Below are 17,183 nucleotides of genomic sequence, written 5' to 3' on the forward strand. Positions count from 1 at the left end.
TGAGGCCCGGCGGTGGCCGTGCGGGCTCCCCGATGTACGCGAGGGTGACGGTTTGTGGGTGTAGGTCGGCCGGGGGCGCGCGCCCTCCGAGTGTGGCGCCGTCAGGAGGCGGCGGCGCGGCCGGGGCGACCCGGCAGGGCCCTTCCGGCTAGGCCCACATCCGTGACGTGGCTGCGGGCCTTCGGAGAGGTCCTGCGATCCGGGCTCACGATCGAGGAGACGCGGCTGGAGCCCCTGCTCGCGCTGCGTACCGCAGTGGGGGTGGCGATCGTCATCGGGCCGGTGCTGTGGCTGGCCTCCCCTGCGTATGCCGCGTCCGCCGCCCTCGGTGCCTACTCCGCGGGTGGGGCCACCTTCCAGCGCACCTGGCGTCCACGCAAGGTGATCGCGCTCGGCGCGGGCGCGGGCCTGGCGCTCAGCACCTTCGCGGGCTACTTGGCGGCGGGGCGACTGGTGACGTTCCTCCCCCTGCTGGCCGTATGGGCCTTTGCCGCGGGGATGGCGTGGGCCGTCGGATCGACCGCCGGGATCGTCGCGGCGACGACCGTCGGCAGCATGCTGGTGACCATCACCCTGCCCACCAGCGTCGGGCGAGCCCTGGAGCACGCCGGGGTCATCGCGCTCGGAGGCGTGGCGCAGGCCGTGCTGATCCTGCTGTTCCCGATCCGCCGTTGGGGGGCGCATCGTGACGCGCTCGCCGACGCCCTGGCCGCCGTGGCGGACTATGCCCGCCGACTGCGGCACGACCCGACCGCCCCGTTCGACCCGGAGCCGTTGATGACGGCCCGGGACGCGGCCGCCGTGACGCCGTCACAGGCCCGCACCCGTCCCCCCGTCCTCCACGGCCCCCGGGGACTCGCCGAGCGCATTCGGCCGGTCGTCGCCGCGCTCGCCGACCCGGACGTCGGCGCCCCGGCGGAGGGACCCGGGCGGGACCGCGCGCGGGAGTTGCTCGACGCGGCCGCCGACGTCCTGGATGCGGCTGCCCGTTCGATCCGCCGCGGCATTCCCACCGAGGTGCCGCCCGGCAGCACGGACGTTCTGCGCGTCGACGCGGATCACGAGGTGCTGGAGGGCCCCGCGCGGCAGGCCGCCGAGCGGCTCGTGGAACTGCTCGGCGAGGCGTTGGAGATCGCCGGGAGCGGCGGCGCGCGCGGGAGGACGCCCACGCCGCCGGGCCCGGCCGGCGCCCAGTTCCTGGAGCGCCCGACCATGTTCCGGCTGCTCCCGGTCGTCGTCCGGGCGGTCCGCCGTGAACTCCGCGGGGACTCGCCCGTGTTCCGGCACGCCGTACGCCTGGCGGCGGTGGCCACGCTCGGCTATCTGATCGCGGCCCGGCTGCCCCTGGGCCACGGCTACTGGGCGCCCATCGCCTCGGTGATGGTGATGCGGCCGGACTTCCACCGGACGTACGCGCGTGCGGTGGCCCGTCTCGCCGGGACCCTGGCGGGGGTCGCGCTCGCCACCGGGATGGTGCGGGCCCTGGGTCCGGACACCCATGTGTTCGGCGCGCTGGCGGTGGTCTCGGCGGGCCTGTCGTACACGCTGGTCCGTACCGGCTACGCCTACTCCCAATGCTTCACTGCCGCGTACGTCGTCTTCCTGCTCGGCATGGGGGGCCAGGCATGGGAGCAGACGGTCCCGGAGCGGGTGGTGCTCACCCTGCTCGGCGGGGCCCTGGCAATGCTGGCGTACGTGGTGTTCCCCGCATGGGAGACGCCCCGGCTGCCGGGCCGGCTTGCGGACTGGCTCGCCGCCAACGGCCGTTACGCGGCCGCGGTGCTCCGCAACTACGCCGAACCGACCCCGAAGCATCACGCCGACATGCGCAGGGCACTGCTGGCGAGCAGGGAGGCACGTGCCGCCTGGCAGGAGGCGTACGACCGGGCGAGGCAGGAACCGGTCCGCCCCAGGGGACTGACGTCGCGCGAGGCGGAGGAGGCGCAGGAGGCGCTCAACGGGTTCGGCCGGGCGGCGATGCTCATGGAGAGCCACGTCCCGCGGGCCGACAGCCGTTTCGTCCCCGAGGCGGAGCGGTTCGCCGAGGCCCTGGAGGCGGACACCGCGCAGGCGGCAGCGGACGTGCGCGAGCACAGGAATCCGGACTGGGGGCGCGTGGATGAGGCGCTCCACGCGTGGCAGGACACCGCCGCCGGGGACCGGAGCCCGGTGGTGCGGCGCGGGGCGGAACTGCAGAAGCGGGCCTTGGAGGACCTCGCGACGGCCGTGAGCCGCACCCCCCTGGAACGCGACGTGGGCTCTGCTCGCGAGGAGCACCGGGTGCGGGCGGCCGTGGCGGCGGAAGGTGACGGACCAGGCCCCGCGCACCGGGGTGGGTGACGGCGTCGACGTCGGCGTGATCACCCAGGGACCGTTCTCCCTGAGCCGGCCCGTGGACCACCGGGCGAGGTTCGAGCACCAGGCCCGCGACCGGTGGGGCTCCGGCCGCGGCCCAGGTGCATGGGAGCCGCCCGAGGTTGACACCGGCCACCCGAAACTCTTGGTCCCTTAGGTGCCGCACCCGCGTCCGTTCCGCCGTCTTGCGGACCCGGGTATCGATTTCCAGACAGAACCAAGTGCCACCCTTTACAGATGTGGTCAGCACCGATCAAGAATGATCCGGAAGTTTGAGGTCCGATTCACTGATCGGTACGGCTGAGCACCCCGCTCACGTTTAGGACCTCGTGACATTCCTGCGCCCGGCGGCCGGTGGCCGGAGTGCCCGGCTTCGCGCAGGTCACTTCGATGGTCACGGTGTCGTTCGCGGGGATCCTGATGGGGGTGACCCAGTGGTAGTCCTGGTTGCGGAAGGTCTCCAGGGCGATGGTGGTGATCTTGCGGTCACCGAAGGTGATCGTCATCACCCCTTCATCACCCTGGAAGTTGGCGACGACGATGTCCGTCACGCCGAACACGCTCTTCTCGGGCACCTTGTACGTACCGGTCCTGGTCTCCCCGCCGGAGGTCTTCAGGTCGATGGTCGCCGAACTCTGCTGGCCGCCACCGACCGCGGCACCACCGGCCGTGGTGCCGTCACCGCCCGCTCCCGAGCCCTGCCCCTTGCCCTGCCCCTTGCCCTGCCCCGACCCCTGGGCACCGGGCGAGGCACCCGCGGCGGTGCCGGGGCCCGTGCTGCCGGGCGTCCGCCCATCGCTGTCCTGGACTCCGGTGGGTGCGGGGCGTGGCTGGACCGCCTCGGTGGCCGCGTCCTTCGCGGCGCTGCGCACCGCGGGGCGGACCAGCGTGAACCAGGCGAGCAACAGCGCGAGCAGCGCCGCGAGCACGGCGAGCAGCCACTTCGGGAAGATGGGGATCTGGACGAACTCCGCGTCCAGCGCAGGGCGGTGGACGGACCCGTCCGGCCGGTCCGCGTCCCGGTCACCGGTCTCGGCGGAGTCCACGGTGAACGGCCACACCACCGGGGCGCCGAACCACACGGGCTTGCCCGTACGGACCCGCAGCCCGACCTCGGCCGACTCGCCGGGCTCCAGCCCCGGTCCGTCCGGGCTGAACGCGAACGCCAGCTCCTCGCCCGCCTGGCCGGCGCTGAAGCCCACCTGTACCGGGGTGTTGCCCTCGTTGCGCACCGCCAGCCGGTAGCGTCCGCGCAGCCAGCCGCGCCGCCGGCGTGGAACCAGCTCGGTGCGCAGCTCGTGGAACTCCTCGACGTGCACGGTTGTCTCGGGGACCCGGACCGCGTCAGGGTGCTCGGTCGGCAGGACCCGCACCGCGAGGGGCATCTCGCCGGCCCGGATCTCCGGGGAGCGCGGCGGCTCCAGCCGGATGGTCACCGTCTCGGACGTGCCGGGGTAGAGCGAGACCCGCGCGGGCTCCACGGTGGACCAGGAGGCGCAGTCCCCGACGACCTCCAGGCTGTAGGCCTCGACGATGTCGCTGTCGTTGCGGACGGTGAGACTGGTCGTGGCCGCGCCGCCCGGGGCCACCGTCACGACCGGGATGTCGATTCCGGGCGCACCGGGACCGGAAGAGGCTGCAGAAGGCGTCACGCCCCCACGCTAGAGACGTCCGCCGGTGCGTGCCGAGGAACGCGAGGGCAATATCCGGGCAGCCGTGGTGCCCGTGAAGGCGTCGTCAACTCGCCCGTAACGCTGGGTCGTTAATGTCACTCAAGGGCTCCCGCGCGCCGCCTACCGGTGTTCGTCCGGCCCGGCGATCCTCCCCGAACCCCCCAACCCCCGAACCCCCGAACCCCCGAACCGGTGACCGCCCCCGTGTCCCGCGCAGAGGAGAGCAGCCCTGCCATGTCCGCCACCATGCCCCACGAACCCGTCATCACCGGCTCCGGGCACCAGGCCACCCGCACGGCGCCGCCGGAGCGGGTGACCGTGGCCGTCCACGCCGCCGATCCGGTGCTGCGCGTCGGCGTCGTCCAGCAGTTACGCCAGCGCCCCGAGGTCGACCTGGTCGCCGACGCCGACGTCGAGGCGGCCCAGGTGACGCTGGTGGTCGTGGACACCGTCGACGACCACGTGGCCGACCTGCTGAGCCGGCTGCGGCTCAACTCCGCCACCCGCGTCGGCCTGGTGGTCGGCACCCTCGGCTCGGGCTCGCTGCAGCGCGTCATCGAGTGCGGCGTCCCGGCGGTGCTGCGGCGGGCCGAGGCGGACCAGGACCGGCTCGTCCACCTGGTCCTGGCGACGGCCAACGGCGAAGGCGTGCTCCCCGGAGACCTGCTCGGCAAACTGCTCAGCCACGTCGGCAGCCTGCAGCGCTCGGCGCCCGATCCGCGGGGGCTGTCCCTGTCCACGCTGACCACGCGGGAGGCGGACATGCTGCGCCTGGTGTCGGAGGGCCTGGACACCGCGGAGATAGCGCGCAAGACCGCGTACTCCGAACGGACCGTGAAGAACGTCCTGCACGAGATCATCACCCGCCTCCAACTGCGCAACCGCGCCCACGCGGTGGGCTACGCGCTGCGCAACGGGCTCATCTGACGGCTGACGGGTGCGCCGGCGCTGCCCGAAAGCACCCCGCGGGTTGCCCCCGGTTACGGCCCTGCCGCCCTGCCGCCGGGTGCCCGGCCGGCGCAGGGTGGCAGGGGCACGTCCACGTGCCGCAACCAGACCGCGAGGGGGACCCCATGGCAACCGCTGGCCCCGGCGGGCGGTACCGCCCGGGCAGATTCGGCATGTCGTTGCTGCTGCTGATCCCTCTGCTCGGAGTGACGGCGGCCGCCGGGCAGGGCAGCGCCGGGTCCGCGCCACGGGCCGCGGCGGCCGGCACCGCGGACACCACCCGGATCGCCTACGCCGGCACCCGGCACCGCAGTCTCGGCCGGGTCGCCACCAGTACCTCCAGCCCCCCGCTGTCCGGCGCGGGGCCGGCCCACTACGACGTCCAGCCGTCCGCGCTCGGCGACCGGCTGGTCTTCGCAGGCCTGCGCGACGAGCGGAAACCGCAGATCTACCTGCGCTCCGCCGACGGTTCCGTACGGCGGCTGACCCACGGCATGGACGCGGCTCACCCCCGGCTGACACCGGACGGGGGGTCCGTGGTGTTCGACGCGGCCGGGCCGGGCGGCCCGGGCGGCGGGACGCAGCGCGACCTGTGGCTGGTGCGCACCGACGGCACCGGCCTGACCCGGCTCACCGACACCCCCGCCGACGAGGAGTGCCCGACGGTCTCCCCCGACGGGCGGCGGCTGGCGTACGCGAGCGACGGCGACGGGCAGGTCGGCGAGCAGATCTACGTACGGTCCCTGGCCGGCGGAACCGTCACCCGGGTCACCGACCCCGCGAACGGCACGGCCACCGACCCGGTGTGGAACCCGGTGAACGACTCCGCGCACAGCAAACTGATCGCGTACACCGGTACCGCGCCCGAGCAGTCCGGTCCCCGACTGCGGGTGACGGACGGGACCACCGACGGGCCGCTGCTGGCGGGCGCGCAGGCCGGCTGGCGTACGCACGGGGCAGCCTGGTTGCCCGACGGGGACGGGGTGCTGTTCCTCAGCCCCGACCGGACGTGCTCCTGCGAGGGGGACTGGGACCATGTGTTCCGGGTGCCCGCGCACTCCGCCGACACTCCCTCGGTTGTGCTCAGCGAGGACCGGGAGGTCTCCTCGGTCACCTGGCTCGGCCCGTTCGAGGGCGGCGGTGCGGTGGTCGAGCGCGATTCGGCGTCCGGGCCGCACACGGTGACGCTGCAGGACGTCCGGTCGGACGGCTCCGACCCGCGCGACCTCGGGCTGACCATCCTGAAGGAGGACCCGGCGGCCGACACGAACACCGACCCCGCCAAGGACCCGCTGTTCCAGCCCGCGTCCGGGTACGACCCCTGGACCGAGCGGCAGTCCTACACCCCCGACGGCAGCCGGATCGTGGTGACCCGCTTCGAGGACGGTCCCGGTGGCCGGATCGAACGGATCTGGATGACGGACGCCGACGGCTCCGACGCGGCTCCCCTGCCGCTCGCTGGACGCGTCGCGACCGACTGGGACACCGACCCGGCGTTCTCCCCGGACGGCAAGTACCTCGCCTTCACCCGGACTTCGCCGGGCAGGGTCGGCGGACCCAGCCGCATCCTCGTAGCGGACGTGGCAACCGGCGCGATCACCGGGCGGATCACCCCGCCCGCCGGGGAACCGACGGGCGGCGATGCCCAGCCCACCTGGTCCTCCGACGGCACGACCCTCGCGTTCACCCGCAACGAGGTGATCGACGGCAACGGCGGCGACAAGCACATCTGGACCGTGCCGGTGGCCCACCTCGATCAGCAGCGCGACCTGAGCGCCGCGATCTGCCCCCGCGACTGCGAGGTCATCGACGACAGCCCTGCGTTCTCACCGGACGGGCTCACCATCGCCTTCAACCGCAAGAACGGAGGCGGCCGGATCGACGAACGCGACGGCATCGTCCTGACGTCCCTGTCGGGCGCCGACTGCCGGGTGCTGATGCCCGCCGCCGCCCGCGGCCTGCCTGACGCCTGCCTGCGGGAACTGCCCGAGGCCACCGGCCCGTTCCAGCCGCGGGACGCCGCCTGGACGGCCGACGGCAAGGGCCTGGTGATCAGCGCCCGTCCCAGCCGTGCGGTCGGCACCGCGGAGAAACTGAAGCTCCTGGACATCGCCTCCGGCAAGCTCACTCATCTCACGACCGAGCTCCCGGGCCGGCAGAAGGAGCCCAGCGTCCAGCAGTCGGTGAACCTCGCGGTGCACGCTCCCGGCACGACGCAGAAGGTCACCGTCGGCAGGTCCACCACGGTCGACGTGGGCCTGGTGAACAACGGGCCCGCCGCATCCCCGGGCACCACCCTGACCATCGCCCCGCCGGCCGGCGTCCAGGTCACCAAGGTCACCCGGCCCGGTGGCACGTGCGACGCCGGCTCCCTGCAGTGCCAGGTCGGCGCGGTGCGGCCCGGCGCCACCGTCATGGTGAGCGTCACCCTCACCGGCCTCACCGCGGGCGACCAGCCGGTCGGCTGGTCGGTCACCGGCACGGTCCTCGATCCGGAGCCCAGCGACAACGCCGGGCGGACCGTGATCCCGGTACGCGAGGCCACGCCCCCGCCGACACCGGTCCCCACGCCGTCGCCGACCCCGAGGCCGACCCCGACGCCGAGGCCGGCCCCGACGCCGACCGTGCCCCCCGAGCCGCCCGCGCCCGAGGCCGGACCGGGGGTGAAGGTCACCGCCCAGCCCGACCCGGGCTATGTCGGCGGGCGCGTCGTGGTGACCTACACCGTGCGCAACGGCCGCAACGCGCTCGCGACCGGGCTGCGGCTGCACATCGGCCTGCCCGAGGGCATCCCCGACAACGGGCCGCCGGAGGGCTGCGACACGTCCTGGGTGTGCGCGCTGCCCGACCTCAGGCCGGGCGCGAGCACGGTCGTCCGTGTCGTCCTCAGCCCCGACAAGGCGATGACCGGCCGGGTCACCGGCAAACTCACCACCACCGGCACCGACGCCGACAGGAGCGACAACACCGCCCGGCAGCGGCTGCGCGTCCTCCAACCGCGCATCGTCGCGGTGCCGAAGATCGGCAAGCCCGGCTTCGTCACCTCCGTGCGCGGCAAGGACTTCCCGCCGGGAGCGCCGGTGCGGTTCACCTGGAAGCCGGGGATCACCGCGGCGGCGGCGCCGACCGTCCCCGGCCCCGACGGCACCTTCACCGGCCAGTTGCTCATCCTCGGCAAGGACCAGACCGGGCCGCGCGTCATCACCGCCAGGGGCCGTGGCTTCTCGCCGGTGACGACCCGCTTCCTGGTGGTCAGCGGCAGCATCCAGCCCCCGGACGAGGTGACCCGCCGGTGATCCACGAGGTCGACGAGGGACTGCGCCGGCTGCTCGACGAGTCAGGCCTGGAGGCGTCGGGCGTCGAGGTGGTCTTCGACGCCCCCACCCGCGACTGGGCCGCCCGCCGCAACGCCCCCACCGTCTGCGTGTTCCTCTACGACATCCGGGAGGACGCCACCCGGCGCGGCAGCGGCGCGGGGGAGGTGTACGACGCGGACGGCCACCTGGTGGCGCGGCGCACCCCGCCGCGCTGGTTCGAGCTGACGTACCTGGTCACGGCATGGGCGAGCCGCCCGCAGGACGAACACCGGCTGCTCTCCCAGGTGCTCGCGACCCTGGTGGCCACTGAAACCCTGCCCGGCCGCCTGCTCACGGGCTCGCTCGCCGACCTCGGCCTGACGGTGGCACTGGACACCACCGGCCGCGGGGCGGACGCCCCGTCCGCCGCCGACGTGTGGTCGGCGCTCGGCGGCGAGCTGAAGGCCTCGCTCCAGGTCCGGGTACGGGCCCCGCTCGCCGGCCTGACCAGGGAGACCGCCGTGCCGGTCACCGAGGGCCTCGTCGTGCGCTCGGCCACCCGGAGCGAGGGCGCGGAGACGCCGGGCCGCCGGCTGCGCTACACGGAGGTGACCGACCCGGGCCCGGACGGCTTCGCCGGCCCGCGTGAACGGGGCCCCGCCCCCGCCCGCCGCCGCAGGGGAGAGCGCCGGCCGTGACACACACCACCGAGCCCCTCGCCGGGGCGGGACCCGCGCAGACGGACGTGAACGGCCTGTGGGAACGGCTCCGGCTGGTCGAGGAACGGGTGCGGCACGCGGTGGCCGCCCGCCGTGCCGCCGACCCCGATCCGGACGACCCGTACCGCGGGCAGTACCTCGGCCCCGAGGCGGTCGCCCGAGTCCTGGACGAGCCGGGCGGTCTCGACGTACCCCCGCACGAGCCGTGGCAGCCGCCCGCCGGTTCCGTGCTCGACGTCCTCGCCCGGCGGTTCGGCCTGTCCCCGTTGGACCTGGACCTGCTCCTGGTCGCGGTGGCACCCGACCTCGACGCGCGGTTCGAGCGGCTCTACGGCTACCTCAACGACGACCTGACACGCCGCCGGCCCACGGTCGGGCTCGCCCTGGAGTTGTGCGGGCTGGCCGGGGCGGCCCCCGCCCGCTTCCGGCTCGCCCACGGGGCGCCGCTGGCCGTGGGCGGCCTGGTGGAGATCACCGAGCCCGAACGCCCGCCGCTGTCGAGGGTGGTGACGGTCCCCGACCGGGTCACCGCGTACCTGCTGGGCAGCGCCCGGCCCGACGCCCGGCTCGCCGGGGTGCTCGCTGAGGCCCGCGAGGACCCGGCCGCCGACCCGGCGGAGGTCCGCCGGACGGCCGCCGCGGCAGGCACCGGCGTCGGCCTCGTCCATCTGCGCAGCCGGGGCGGCGACGCGGCGGGGCTGGCGACCGCCGCCCTGGGCGCGGCCGGACCACGCCCGCTCGTCCTGGACGCGGCGGCGCTCGCCCGGCGCCCCGGTGACGTACCGGAACTCGCCCGGATCGCCGCCCGTGAAGCCCGCCTCACCGGCGCCGGAGTCGTGCTCGGCCCCCTGGAGGCGCTCCCCGCCGAGCCCGCCGAACGGGCCCGCGCCCTGGGCGCGTTGTGCGCGGCGCTGCGCGGGATTCCGCTGGTCACGCACGGCGCCGTCGGCTGGGCCCCGGAATGGGCGGCCGACACCCCCGTCGCCCTGACCGTGCCGGTGCCGTCGCCCGAGCGGCAGGCCGCGCGCTGGCGGCACGCCCTCGAAGGGGCTGCCGGTGCCGTCGGTGACGATCGCGACGCCGGCCTCGTGACCGGTGACGTCGAGGCGTTGGCCGAGGCGGTCGCCGCGCACCGGCTGGATTCGGGGCAGTTGCGCCGCGCCGCCGACGTGGCGGTGCGCACGGCCGCCCTCGCGGGGCGCCCGGTCCTTCCCGACGACGTGCGGACCGCCGTACGGGCCCAGAACGGCGCGGGGCTCGACCGGCTCGCCCGGCGGGTGGAGCCGGGTGTCGGCTGGGACGACCTGGTGCTGCCGCCGGCCACCCACCGGCGGCTGCGCGAACTCGCGCTGCGCGCCCGCCACCGCGAGCAGGTGCTCGGGCAGTGGGGGATGCGGCCCGGCGGCGGCCGGGGACGCGGCGTGATCGCGCTGTTCGCCGGCGAGTCGGGCACCGGCAAGACGATGTCCGCCGAGGTGGTCGCCGCCGACCTGGGCATGGACCTGTACGTGGTGGACCTGTCCACGGTGGTCGACAAGTACATAGGGGAGACCGAGAAGAACCTGGAGCGGATCTTCACCGAGGCGTCGGCGGTCAACGCCGTGCTGCTCTTCGACGAGGCCGACGCGATCTTCGGTAAGCGCTCGGAGGTGAAGGACGCGCACGACCGGCACGCCAACATCGAGTCGGCGTACCTGCTGCAGCGCATGGAGTCGTTCGACGGGATCGCGGTGCTGACCACCAACCTGCGGGCCAACCTGGACGAGGCGTTCACCCGGAGGCTGGACGTGGTGGCCGACTTCCCCGTGCCCGACGCCGGCCTGCGGCTCGCCCTGTGGGAGCGCTGCCTGGGCGAGCGGCTGCCCCGCGCCGGCGATCTGGACCTCGCCTTCTGCGCCGACCGCTTCGAACTCGCCGGAGGCTCCATCCGGGCCTGCGCGGTGACCGCGGCCTACCTCGCGGCCGAGTCCGGCAGCCCGCTCACCATGCGGCAGCTGGTGACGGCGATCGCGCAGGAGTACCGCAAGCTCGGACGGCTGGTCCTGGGAAGCGAGTTCGGCCCGTATCTGGCGGTGGCCACCGGCGTCTGAGGGGGCAGGGCCGCCCCGAACGGGCAGTGAACTCCGCCTCTGCGGACAGCGTCCGTGCCCTCGCGCGGCACTGTTCCCGCCGGATGCCCCCGTTAGAGTCGAACCGTGAGCTGACCGGGCGGCGGGCGGCCCCCTCCGCCTTCGAGCAGGCTGACCACGAGCGGAAGGAGCCGGCAACGGTGCACGCCCACAAGAAGCCCGAGGAGTCCGATCGGCGGAGGCCCACCGGCAGCGCCCCCACGTGCGCACCAGGGCTCCGTTCCGGTGCCGAGGCACTGAACCCCGCGGCCCTGGTCGGTCTGCAGCGCACGGTGGGCAACGCGGCCGTGGCCCGCATGGTCGAGGACGAGCGGCGCGCTCACACAGCCCGCTCCGTGACCGCCCCGGACCGGCAGGGCGGCCAGCCCGCGGTGCAGCGCTCATCGGTGCACGGCGTCCTGCGCTCCGCCGGCCGCCCGCTGGACGAGCCGGTGCGGACCGAGATGGAGGCCCGCCTCGGCGCGGACTTCTCGGACGTACGGCTGCACACCGGCGCGGCGGCCCGCGCATCCGCCGCCGAGATCGGTGCCCGCGCCTACACCTCCGGCAGTCATGTGGTCGTCGGCGAGGGCGGGGCGGACCGTCACACCCTCGCCCACGAGCTCACCCATGTCATCCAGCAGCGCAAGGGTCCGGTCGCCGGGACCGACCACGGCGACGGGCTGAGGATCTCCGACCCGTCGGACCGGTTCGAACGGGAGGCGGAGGCGAACGCGACCCGCGCCCTCGCGACACCGCCCGCCCCGTTGCGCGAGCCCGCCGGAGAGGAGAGCGTCGCGGCTCCCGCGTCCGCCGACGCCGTACAGCGGATGCCCGCCAAGCGGGACAGGAGCACCGCCGAGCTGAAGGGCGACAGCCCGCCGCCGCAGCGCCGGAACACACGGGCCAGCCAGAAGCCGGCGCCCGACCTCGACCGTCCGACCCTGACGTTCACCTCCCGCTACACGGGCCCGGCGACCCAACGGCTCGACGCGGACCAGGACATCGGGTTCCAGCAGGCCGCCGTGCTGCACAATCCGGCGAACGCGCCCCAGCGTGTGTCCACCAACTACCACTTCTGGCAGCAGGTCACCGACCAGAACGTGCAGATGTACACCACCGACGACGGCTACCGCGAGGAGCCGTCCGTACGGGACTGGGTGCAGGACGGCCCGTACAGGCCGCGCTACACCAACGCGGTCATCGCGGACGAGCAGAACAGCATCACCTTCAACGACGACCCCGGCTTCAGCACGACGGCGCAGATGAGCGCCGGATACTGGCTGAAGTCCTACAGCGTGAGCTTCCGCTGGAAGGTGGCGAGGAACACGGGCACCTGGAACGCCGGCCTGCCCGCCTGGACCAGCCCGGTGGTCACGCACACAGTGACCTCGGTTTTCGACCCCGAGAACCCGGACGCTCCGGCGGAGATCGACGCCCAGGCCGCGGGCGACCGGTCGTGGACGGTGGACCTGAGGAACCTGGACGGTTAGCCGGGCGCGGGGGAGGGCCGCCGGGTCCCGGCGACCGCGTCCGTGCCGTCCCGCGGCGCACATCGCCACGCGGTGGACCGCCCCCAGCCCTCATCCGAGGCCGGCACAGGCCGGCGCCCGTGTTCCTCGGCGGCGCACCCCTGCCGCGGTCCGGAGCGGGACGGTGCGGGGTGACCGCTCGTCGAGGCCCACGTGGGCACCGGGAGGGCAAAGACGGGTGACGCCCGGACAGCCCGTGGGGGTACGGAAGGCAGTGCTCTTGCCCCCGTCCAGGTCCGCGGGTCCCTGTCGCCCTGGCGGACGCCCCGCGCAGACTTGCTCCGGACACAGTTGACCCACCCGTAAGGACCCGAAGGAGCGAGCATGCCGACGTACCTCACCCCGGGCGTGTACGTGGAGGAGGTGCAGTCCGGTGCCCGGCCGATCGAAGGGGTCGGCACCGCCGTCGCCGCGTTCGTCGGGTTCGCCGGGAACGGCCCGTTCCACACGCCGACGCTGGTCACCGGCTGGGACCAGTACACCCAGCTGTTCGGCGGGTTCACCGAGGGCGCCTATCTGCCCCACGCCGTCTACGGCTACTTCGCCAACGGCGGCGGCGCCGCGTACATCGTGCGGATCGGCGGCCGGGCCGAGGACGCCTCCGCCCCGGCGGCGGACGGCGCACGGCGCGTGAGCCAGGCGGCGCAGCCGGTGGCCGTCGCCGGATTCCTCGTCGCGGCCAGGCCCGGTGTCACCGGGGTGTCGGTCGAGATCGCGGACGCCGACGGCGAGAACCCGCCGGAGGACCGCTTCAAGCTCCTGGTGCGCCAGGGCGACCAGGTCGCGGAGACGTATGAGGCCTCCATCCGCAAGAACGTCAAGGGTTACCTGGTCAGCCAGGCCCGTGCCTCCAAGCTGATCGAGGTCACCGAGCAGCAGGGCGCCACTCAGACCAGGCCCGCCGCCCAGACCGTCGCGGTGCCCGACGCCCCGACCGCGGCCGACGCGACCGCCTCCGGCCAGGTGGCCCGTCTCGACCCGGGGGAGTACGTCGGGGACGCCGGCGCCCGCACCGGGTTCGCCGGCCTGGAGACCATCGACGAGATCACCATGGTCGCGGTGCCGGACCTGATGAGCGCCTACCAGCGCGGCGACATCGACGCCGAGGGCGTGCGCACCGTGCAGCTCGCGGTGATCTCGCACTGCGAGCAGATGGGCGACCGCGTCGCCGTCCTGGACACCCCGCCCGGCCTCACCGCCCAGCAGGTGCGCACCTGGCGCAACGACGAGGCCGGCTACGACTCGCGGTACGCCGCCCTGTACTACCCGTGGGCGCGGGTCTTCGATCCGGTCGCCGGACGCAACACCACCGTCCCGCCGAGTGGTCACATCGCCGGCGTCTGGGCGCGCAGCGACGCCGAGCGCGGTGTGCACAAGGCGCCCGCCAACGAGGTGATCCGCGGCGCGGTCGACCTCGAGACGCGGCTCAGCAAGGGCGAGCAGGACCTGCTCAACCCGATCGGCGTCAACTGCGTACGGGCCTTCCCCGGCCGCGGGATCCGCGTCTGGGGCGCTCGCACCCTCTCCTCCGACCCGGCCTGGCGCTACCTGAACGTGCGCCGCCTCTTCAACTACCTGGAGGAGTCCATTCTGCTGGGCACCCAGTGGGTGGTCTTCGAGCCGAACGACGACCGGCTGTGGTCCAGTATCCGGCGCAACGTCACCGCGTTCCTCACCGAGGAGTGGCGCCGGGGCGCGCTGTTCGGCCGTACGGCCGAGGAGGCGTTCTACGTCAAGTGCGACCGCGACAACAACCCGCAGGAGTCCATCGACCAGGGCCGCGTCATCTGCGAGATCGGCGTATCGCCGGTCAAGCCCGCGGAGTTCGTGGTGTTCCGGCTGGCCCAGTTCTCCGACAGCACCAGCCTCATCGACGAGTGACCCGCGGGGTCCGCAAGGAAAGGTTGACAGACAGTCATGGCAACGGGCGACGCGCTTTCCACCCACGTCTTCGGCGTGCAACTGGGCGGCTACCTGGTCGAGTCGATCCAGGAGATCAGCGGGCTGACCGTCGAGGAGGAGGTGGTCGAGGTCAAGCAGGTCTCCGCGGACGGCAAGCAGATCATCCGCAAGCAGCCGGGCGCCCGGCAGGCCGGCGAGATCACGATCACCCGGGGGCTCGACAAGAGCAGCGAGTTCACCAAATGGATCAAGGAGACCCTGAACAAGGGTGCCGTCAACTCGGCCCGGCAGAACCTCACCATCGAGATCAAGGACACCGAGGGCAACACGGTCCGCCGTATCCAGCTGATGCAGGGCTGGGCCTCCAAGTGGGAGGGCCCGTCCCTGAGGGCGGGTGAGTCGTCCCCGGCGACGGAGTCGGTCACGATCGTGTTCGAGGAGATCGTGGTCGAATGAGACGCCGTACGGTGACGGCGGGCAACCTGGAGGAGATCCTCCAGGCGACGACGCCCGCACCGGTGGCGGAGCCGGCGGCGGCCGCCCCGGCCGCCGTGCCACGCCGGGAGGAGCAGGGGCTGCGCACCGAGTTCGAGTTCGAGCTGCCGCGCGGGTACGTGGACGACGAGGGCACGGTGCACCGGTACGGCGCGATGCGCCTGGCCACCGCCCGTGACGAGCTGCGTCCGCAGATCGACCTGCGGGTCAAGGAGAATCCGGCGTACCTGAGCGTGGTGCTGCTGAGCCAGGTGATCACCCGGATCGGCACGATCACCGATGTGCACGCCGGGGTCGTGGAGCGGATGTACGCCACCGACGTCGCCTTCCTGCAGGACTTCTACCGCCGCGTCAACAGCGAGGGTCACACCCGCGCCGCTGTGACCTGCCCGCACTGCGAGGGCGGCTTCGAGGTCGACCTCTCGGGTGGGCGCCTGGGGGAATCGTGACGTACGCCCTTCCCCGGCTCCGGGAGGAGATCGCGTACATCGCCTATCACTTCCACTGGCGGCGCGACGAGATCCTCGACCTCACCCACGACGAACGCCGGCAGTGGGTGGCCGAGATCGCTCGTATCAACACCCGTATGAACGAAGGCGGTTGAGTACATGGCATGGCGGGACAGACTGCGCCGCCGGGCCACCGCGGACCGCTTCGGTGTCCCGGGGGAGAGTCCGTCAAGAACGCCGGGCCGCTCCGGGACGGCCGGCGCGTCCGGCTACCCGGCTTCCGCCACGTCCGGCGCGCCGGTTCCCTCCGTGCCCCGCGACTGGGACGGCGGCTGGCGCCGCACCGCCGCGCCGGAACTCACCCTTTCCCGTGCCCCGCTCGGTGTCAGCGACGGCCTCGCCTTCCGTGCGGGGCTGGCCTCCTGGCAGAACCCGTCCTTCGACAGCGGCCTCGGGCACGCGCTGCTGCCCATGGCCCCGACCGGCCTCGTGCGCGGTGTCACCCGCCCGGCGGCTCCGCGGCCGACGCAGGCCATCGGCGGTCCGCTGCTGCTGAGGGCGCTGCGGCCGGAGGGGGCGGACGGGCCGGACGACGTGGCCTCCTCCACCGGGACCCCGAAGACGCCGGCGACTGCCGCTCGGACATCGCCGGCCTCGGGTGGGACCGGCCGGGGGGAGCGGAAGCCCGGCGCGGGCTCGTCCGCCGTACGGCCTTCCCGCGGCGGTTCCGCTGACAACGAGGCGGCGGCGCACGGGGGTTCGGGCGGTACTCCTCGGTCCCGCGCTCTCCCGTCCGCGGACTCCCCGGCCGTGCTCTCCCCGCCGCCGCCCGCCGCCCAAGGGGCCGTGCGGCCGGGCACGGATCCGGTCGTGGCTCCCACCGGGAACGGCCGCAGGCCGGCCGTTCCCGAAACTCCGCTGGTACGACGCGTGGCGGTGGTCCCGCCCGCGGCCGCCGACGGGATGGCGCCCCGGCCGGCTCCAGGTGCGTCCGCCTCGCGGACACGACCGGGCGCGACCGGACCGAACCCCGGCCGGGCGTCCGGGAACTCGCCCGGCTCCGGCGGCGGCCGTACCTCTTCGGGCCCGGCCGTCCAGCGCGCCGCCGCGGAGGCGGCCGGGCCGAAGTCCGCCGGTGGGGGCGGGCAGCCGAAGGCACCTGGGGGTGCCGGACCCGACGGGTCCCGGCCGACGGTACGGGTCAGCCCGGTGGGGCCGCGCATGACCAGCGCCCGGCGTCCGGCCGGACCGGTCCGCCGTGTCGCCGCGGTGCGCCGCTCGACCGCACCGGCGCCCCGTGACCGTACGGCCGCCGACGCATCCGGCCCCGCCCCCACCACGACGGCGCCGGCCGGTACGGGTGTGGGCCCGACCGCCCCTGCGCAGCGCACCGCCCCGAGCCGGGCGCCACTGGGTGCCCCACTGAGCGAACTGCCGCCGAGTGCCGCGCCGTTGACGCAAAGCGCCCCCGCGCCGGGTGCCGCACCCGGTCCCTCGTTGCCCATCCTGCGGCGCCAGGCCGAGACCCCGGGACCGTACGACGGCGGAACGGGCGGCGTCGGCGGTACGAGCGGGGCGAAGGAATCGGCCCACGGCGTCCGGGCCGAGGCCCCGCGTCCGGCCTCCGGTCCCGGCAGCCCCGAGGCTCCGCGTCCGGCCTCCGGTCCCGGCAGCCCCGAGGCTCCGCGTCCGGCCTCCGGTCCCGG

Annotated in this window: 11 protein-coding genes and 1 pseudogene; 11 read left to right on the plus strand and 1 reads right to left on the minus strand. The window is 74.3% G+C overall.

Translation table 11 applies throughout. From position 1 onward, the window contains the following. Positions 1–162: 162 nt before the first annotated feature. Positions 163–2,340 carry an FUSC family protein gene (locus AC07C1_RS01310; RefSeq protein WP_478936114.1) on the plus strand — a complete coding sequence of 726 codons (2,178 nt, stop codon included), beginning with the start codon at positions 163–165 and terminating at the stop codon, positions 2,338–2,340. 299 nt (positions 2,341–2,639) lie between these two features. Here the strand turns inward: AC07C1_RS01310 and AC07C1_RS01315 are convergent, their stop codons facing one another. Then, positions 2,640–4,007: a COG1470 family protein gene (locus tag AC07C1_RS01315; protein ID WP_478936115.1), complete on the minus strand. Its 1,368-nt coding sequence runs from the start codon at positions 4,005–4,007 to the stop codon at positions 2,640–2,642. 267 nt (positions 4,008–4,274) lie between these two features. Between AC07C1_RS01315 and AC07C1_RS01320 the strand changes: the two genes are divergently transcribed. From AC07C1_RS01320 to AC07C1_RS01365, 10 genes and pseudogenes are all read left to right on the plus strand, one after another. Further along, on the plus strand, positions 4,275–4,955 hold the full coding sequence (locus tag AC07C1_RS01320) for a helix-turn-helix transcriptional regulator (protein ID WP_478936564.1): 681 nt from the start codon (positions 4,275–4,277) through the stop codon (positions 4,953–4,955). 146 nt (positions 4,956–5,101) lie between these two features. Beyond that, the gene (locus AC07C1_RS01325) at positions 5,102–8,272 is read left to right on the plus strand and encodes a hypothetical protein (protein ID WP_478936116.1); all 3,171 of its coding nucleotides are present in this window, start codon (positions 5,102–5,104) and stop codon (positions 8,270–8,272) included. Then, entirely contained in the window at positions 8,269–8,970 is a 702-nt protein-coding gene (locus AC07C1_RS01330) for a Pvc16 family protein (protein ID WP_478936117.1), read from the plus strand. The genes AC07C1_RS01325 and AC07C1_RS01330 overlap by 4 nt, the downstream gene beginning before the upstream one ends. After that, entirely contained in the window at positions 8,967–11,081 is a 2,115-nt protein-coding gene (locus tag AC07C1_RS01335; RefSeq protein WP_478936119.1) for an ATP-binding protein, read from the plus strand. The genes AC07C1_RS01330 and AC07C1_RS01335 overlap by 4 nt, the downstream gene beginning before the upstream one ends. 179 nt (positions 11,082–11,260) lie before the next feature. Beyond that, positions 11,261–12,592, plus strand: coding sequence for an eCIS core domain-containing protein (locus AC07C1_RS01340; RefSeq protein ID WP_478936121.1), 1,332 nt, complete (start codon positions 11,261–11,263; stop codon positions 12,590–12,592). 363 nt (positions 12,593–12,955) lie between these two features. Next, positions 12,956–14,512, plus strand: coding sequence for a phage tail sheath family protein (locus AC07C1_RS01345; RefSeq protein ID WP_478936122.1), 1,557 nt, complete (start codon positions 12,956–12,958; stop codon positions 14,510–14,512). A gap of 36 nt (positions 14,513–14,548) precedes the next feature. After that, the gene (locus AC07C1_RS01350; protein WP_478936123.1) at positions 14,549–14,989 is read left to right on the plus strand and encodes a phage tail protein; all 441 of its coding nucleotides are present in this window, start codon (positions 14,549–14,551) and stop codon (positions 14,987–14,989) included. Next, positions 14,986–15,477 (plus strand): hypothetical protein, encoded by a 492-nt coding sequence (locus AC07C1_RS01355; RefSeq protein ID WP_478936124.1) that lies wholly within the window; start codon positions 14,986–14,988, stop codon positions 15,475–15,477. Before AC07C1_RS01350 ends, AC07C1_RS01355 begins: the two co-directional genes overlap by 4 nt. Next, positions 15,474–15,632, plus strand: a complete 159-nt coding sequence (locus tag AC07C1_RS01360) for a DUF6760 family protein (protein ID WP_478936125.1) — start codon at positions 15,474–15,476, stop codon at positions 15,630–15,632. Before AC07C1_RS01355 ends, AC07C1_RS01360 begins: the two co-directional genes overlap by 4 nt. A gap of 4 nt (positions 15,633–15,636) precedes the next feature. Next, positions 15,637–17,183: pseudogene (locus AC07C1_RS01365) on the plus strand (hypothetical protein); the annotation flags it as partial.

The organism is Streptomyces sp. NPDC045022, from assembly GCF_056432605.1.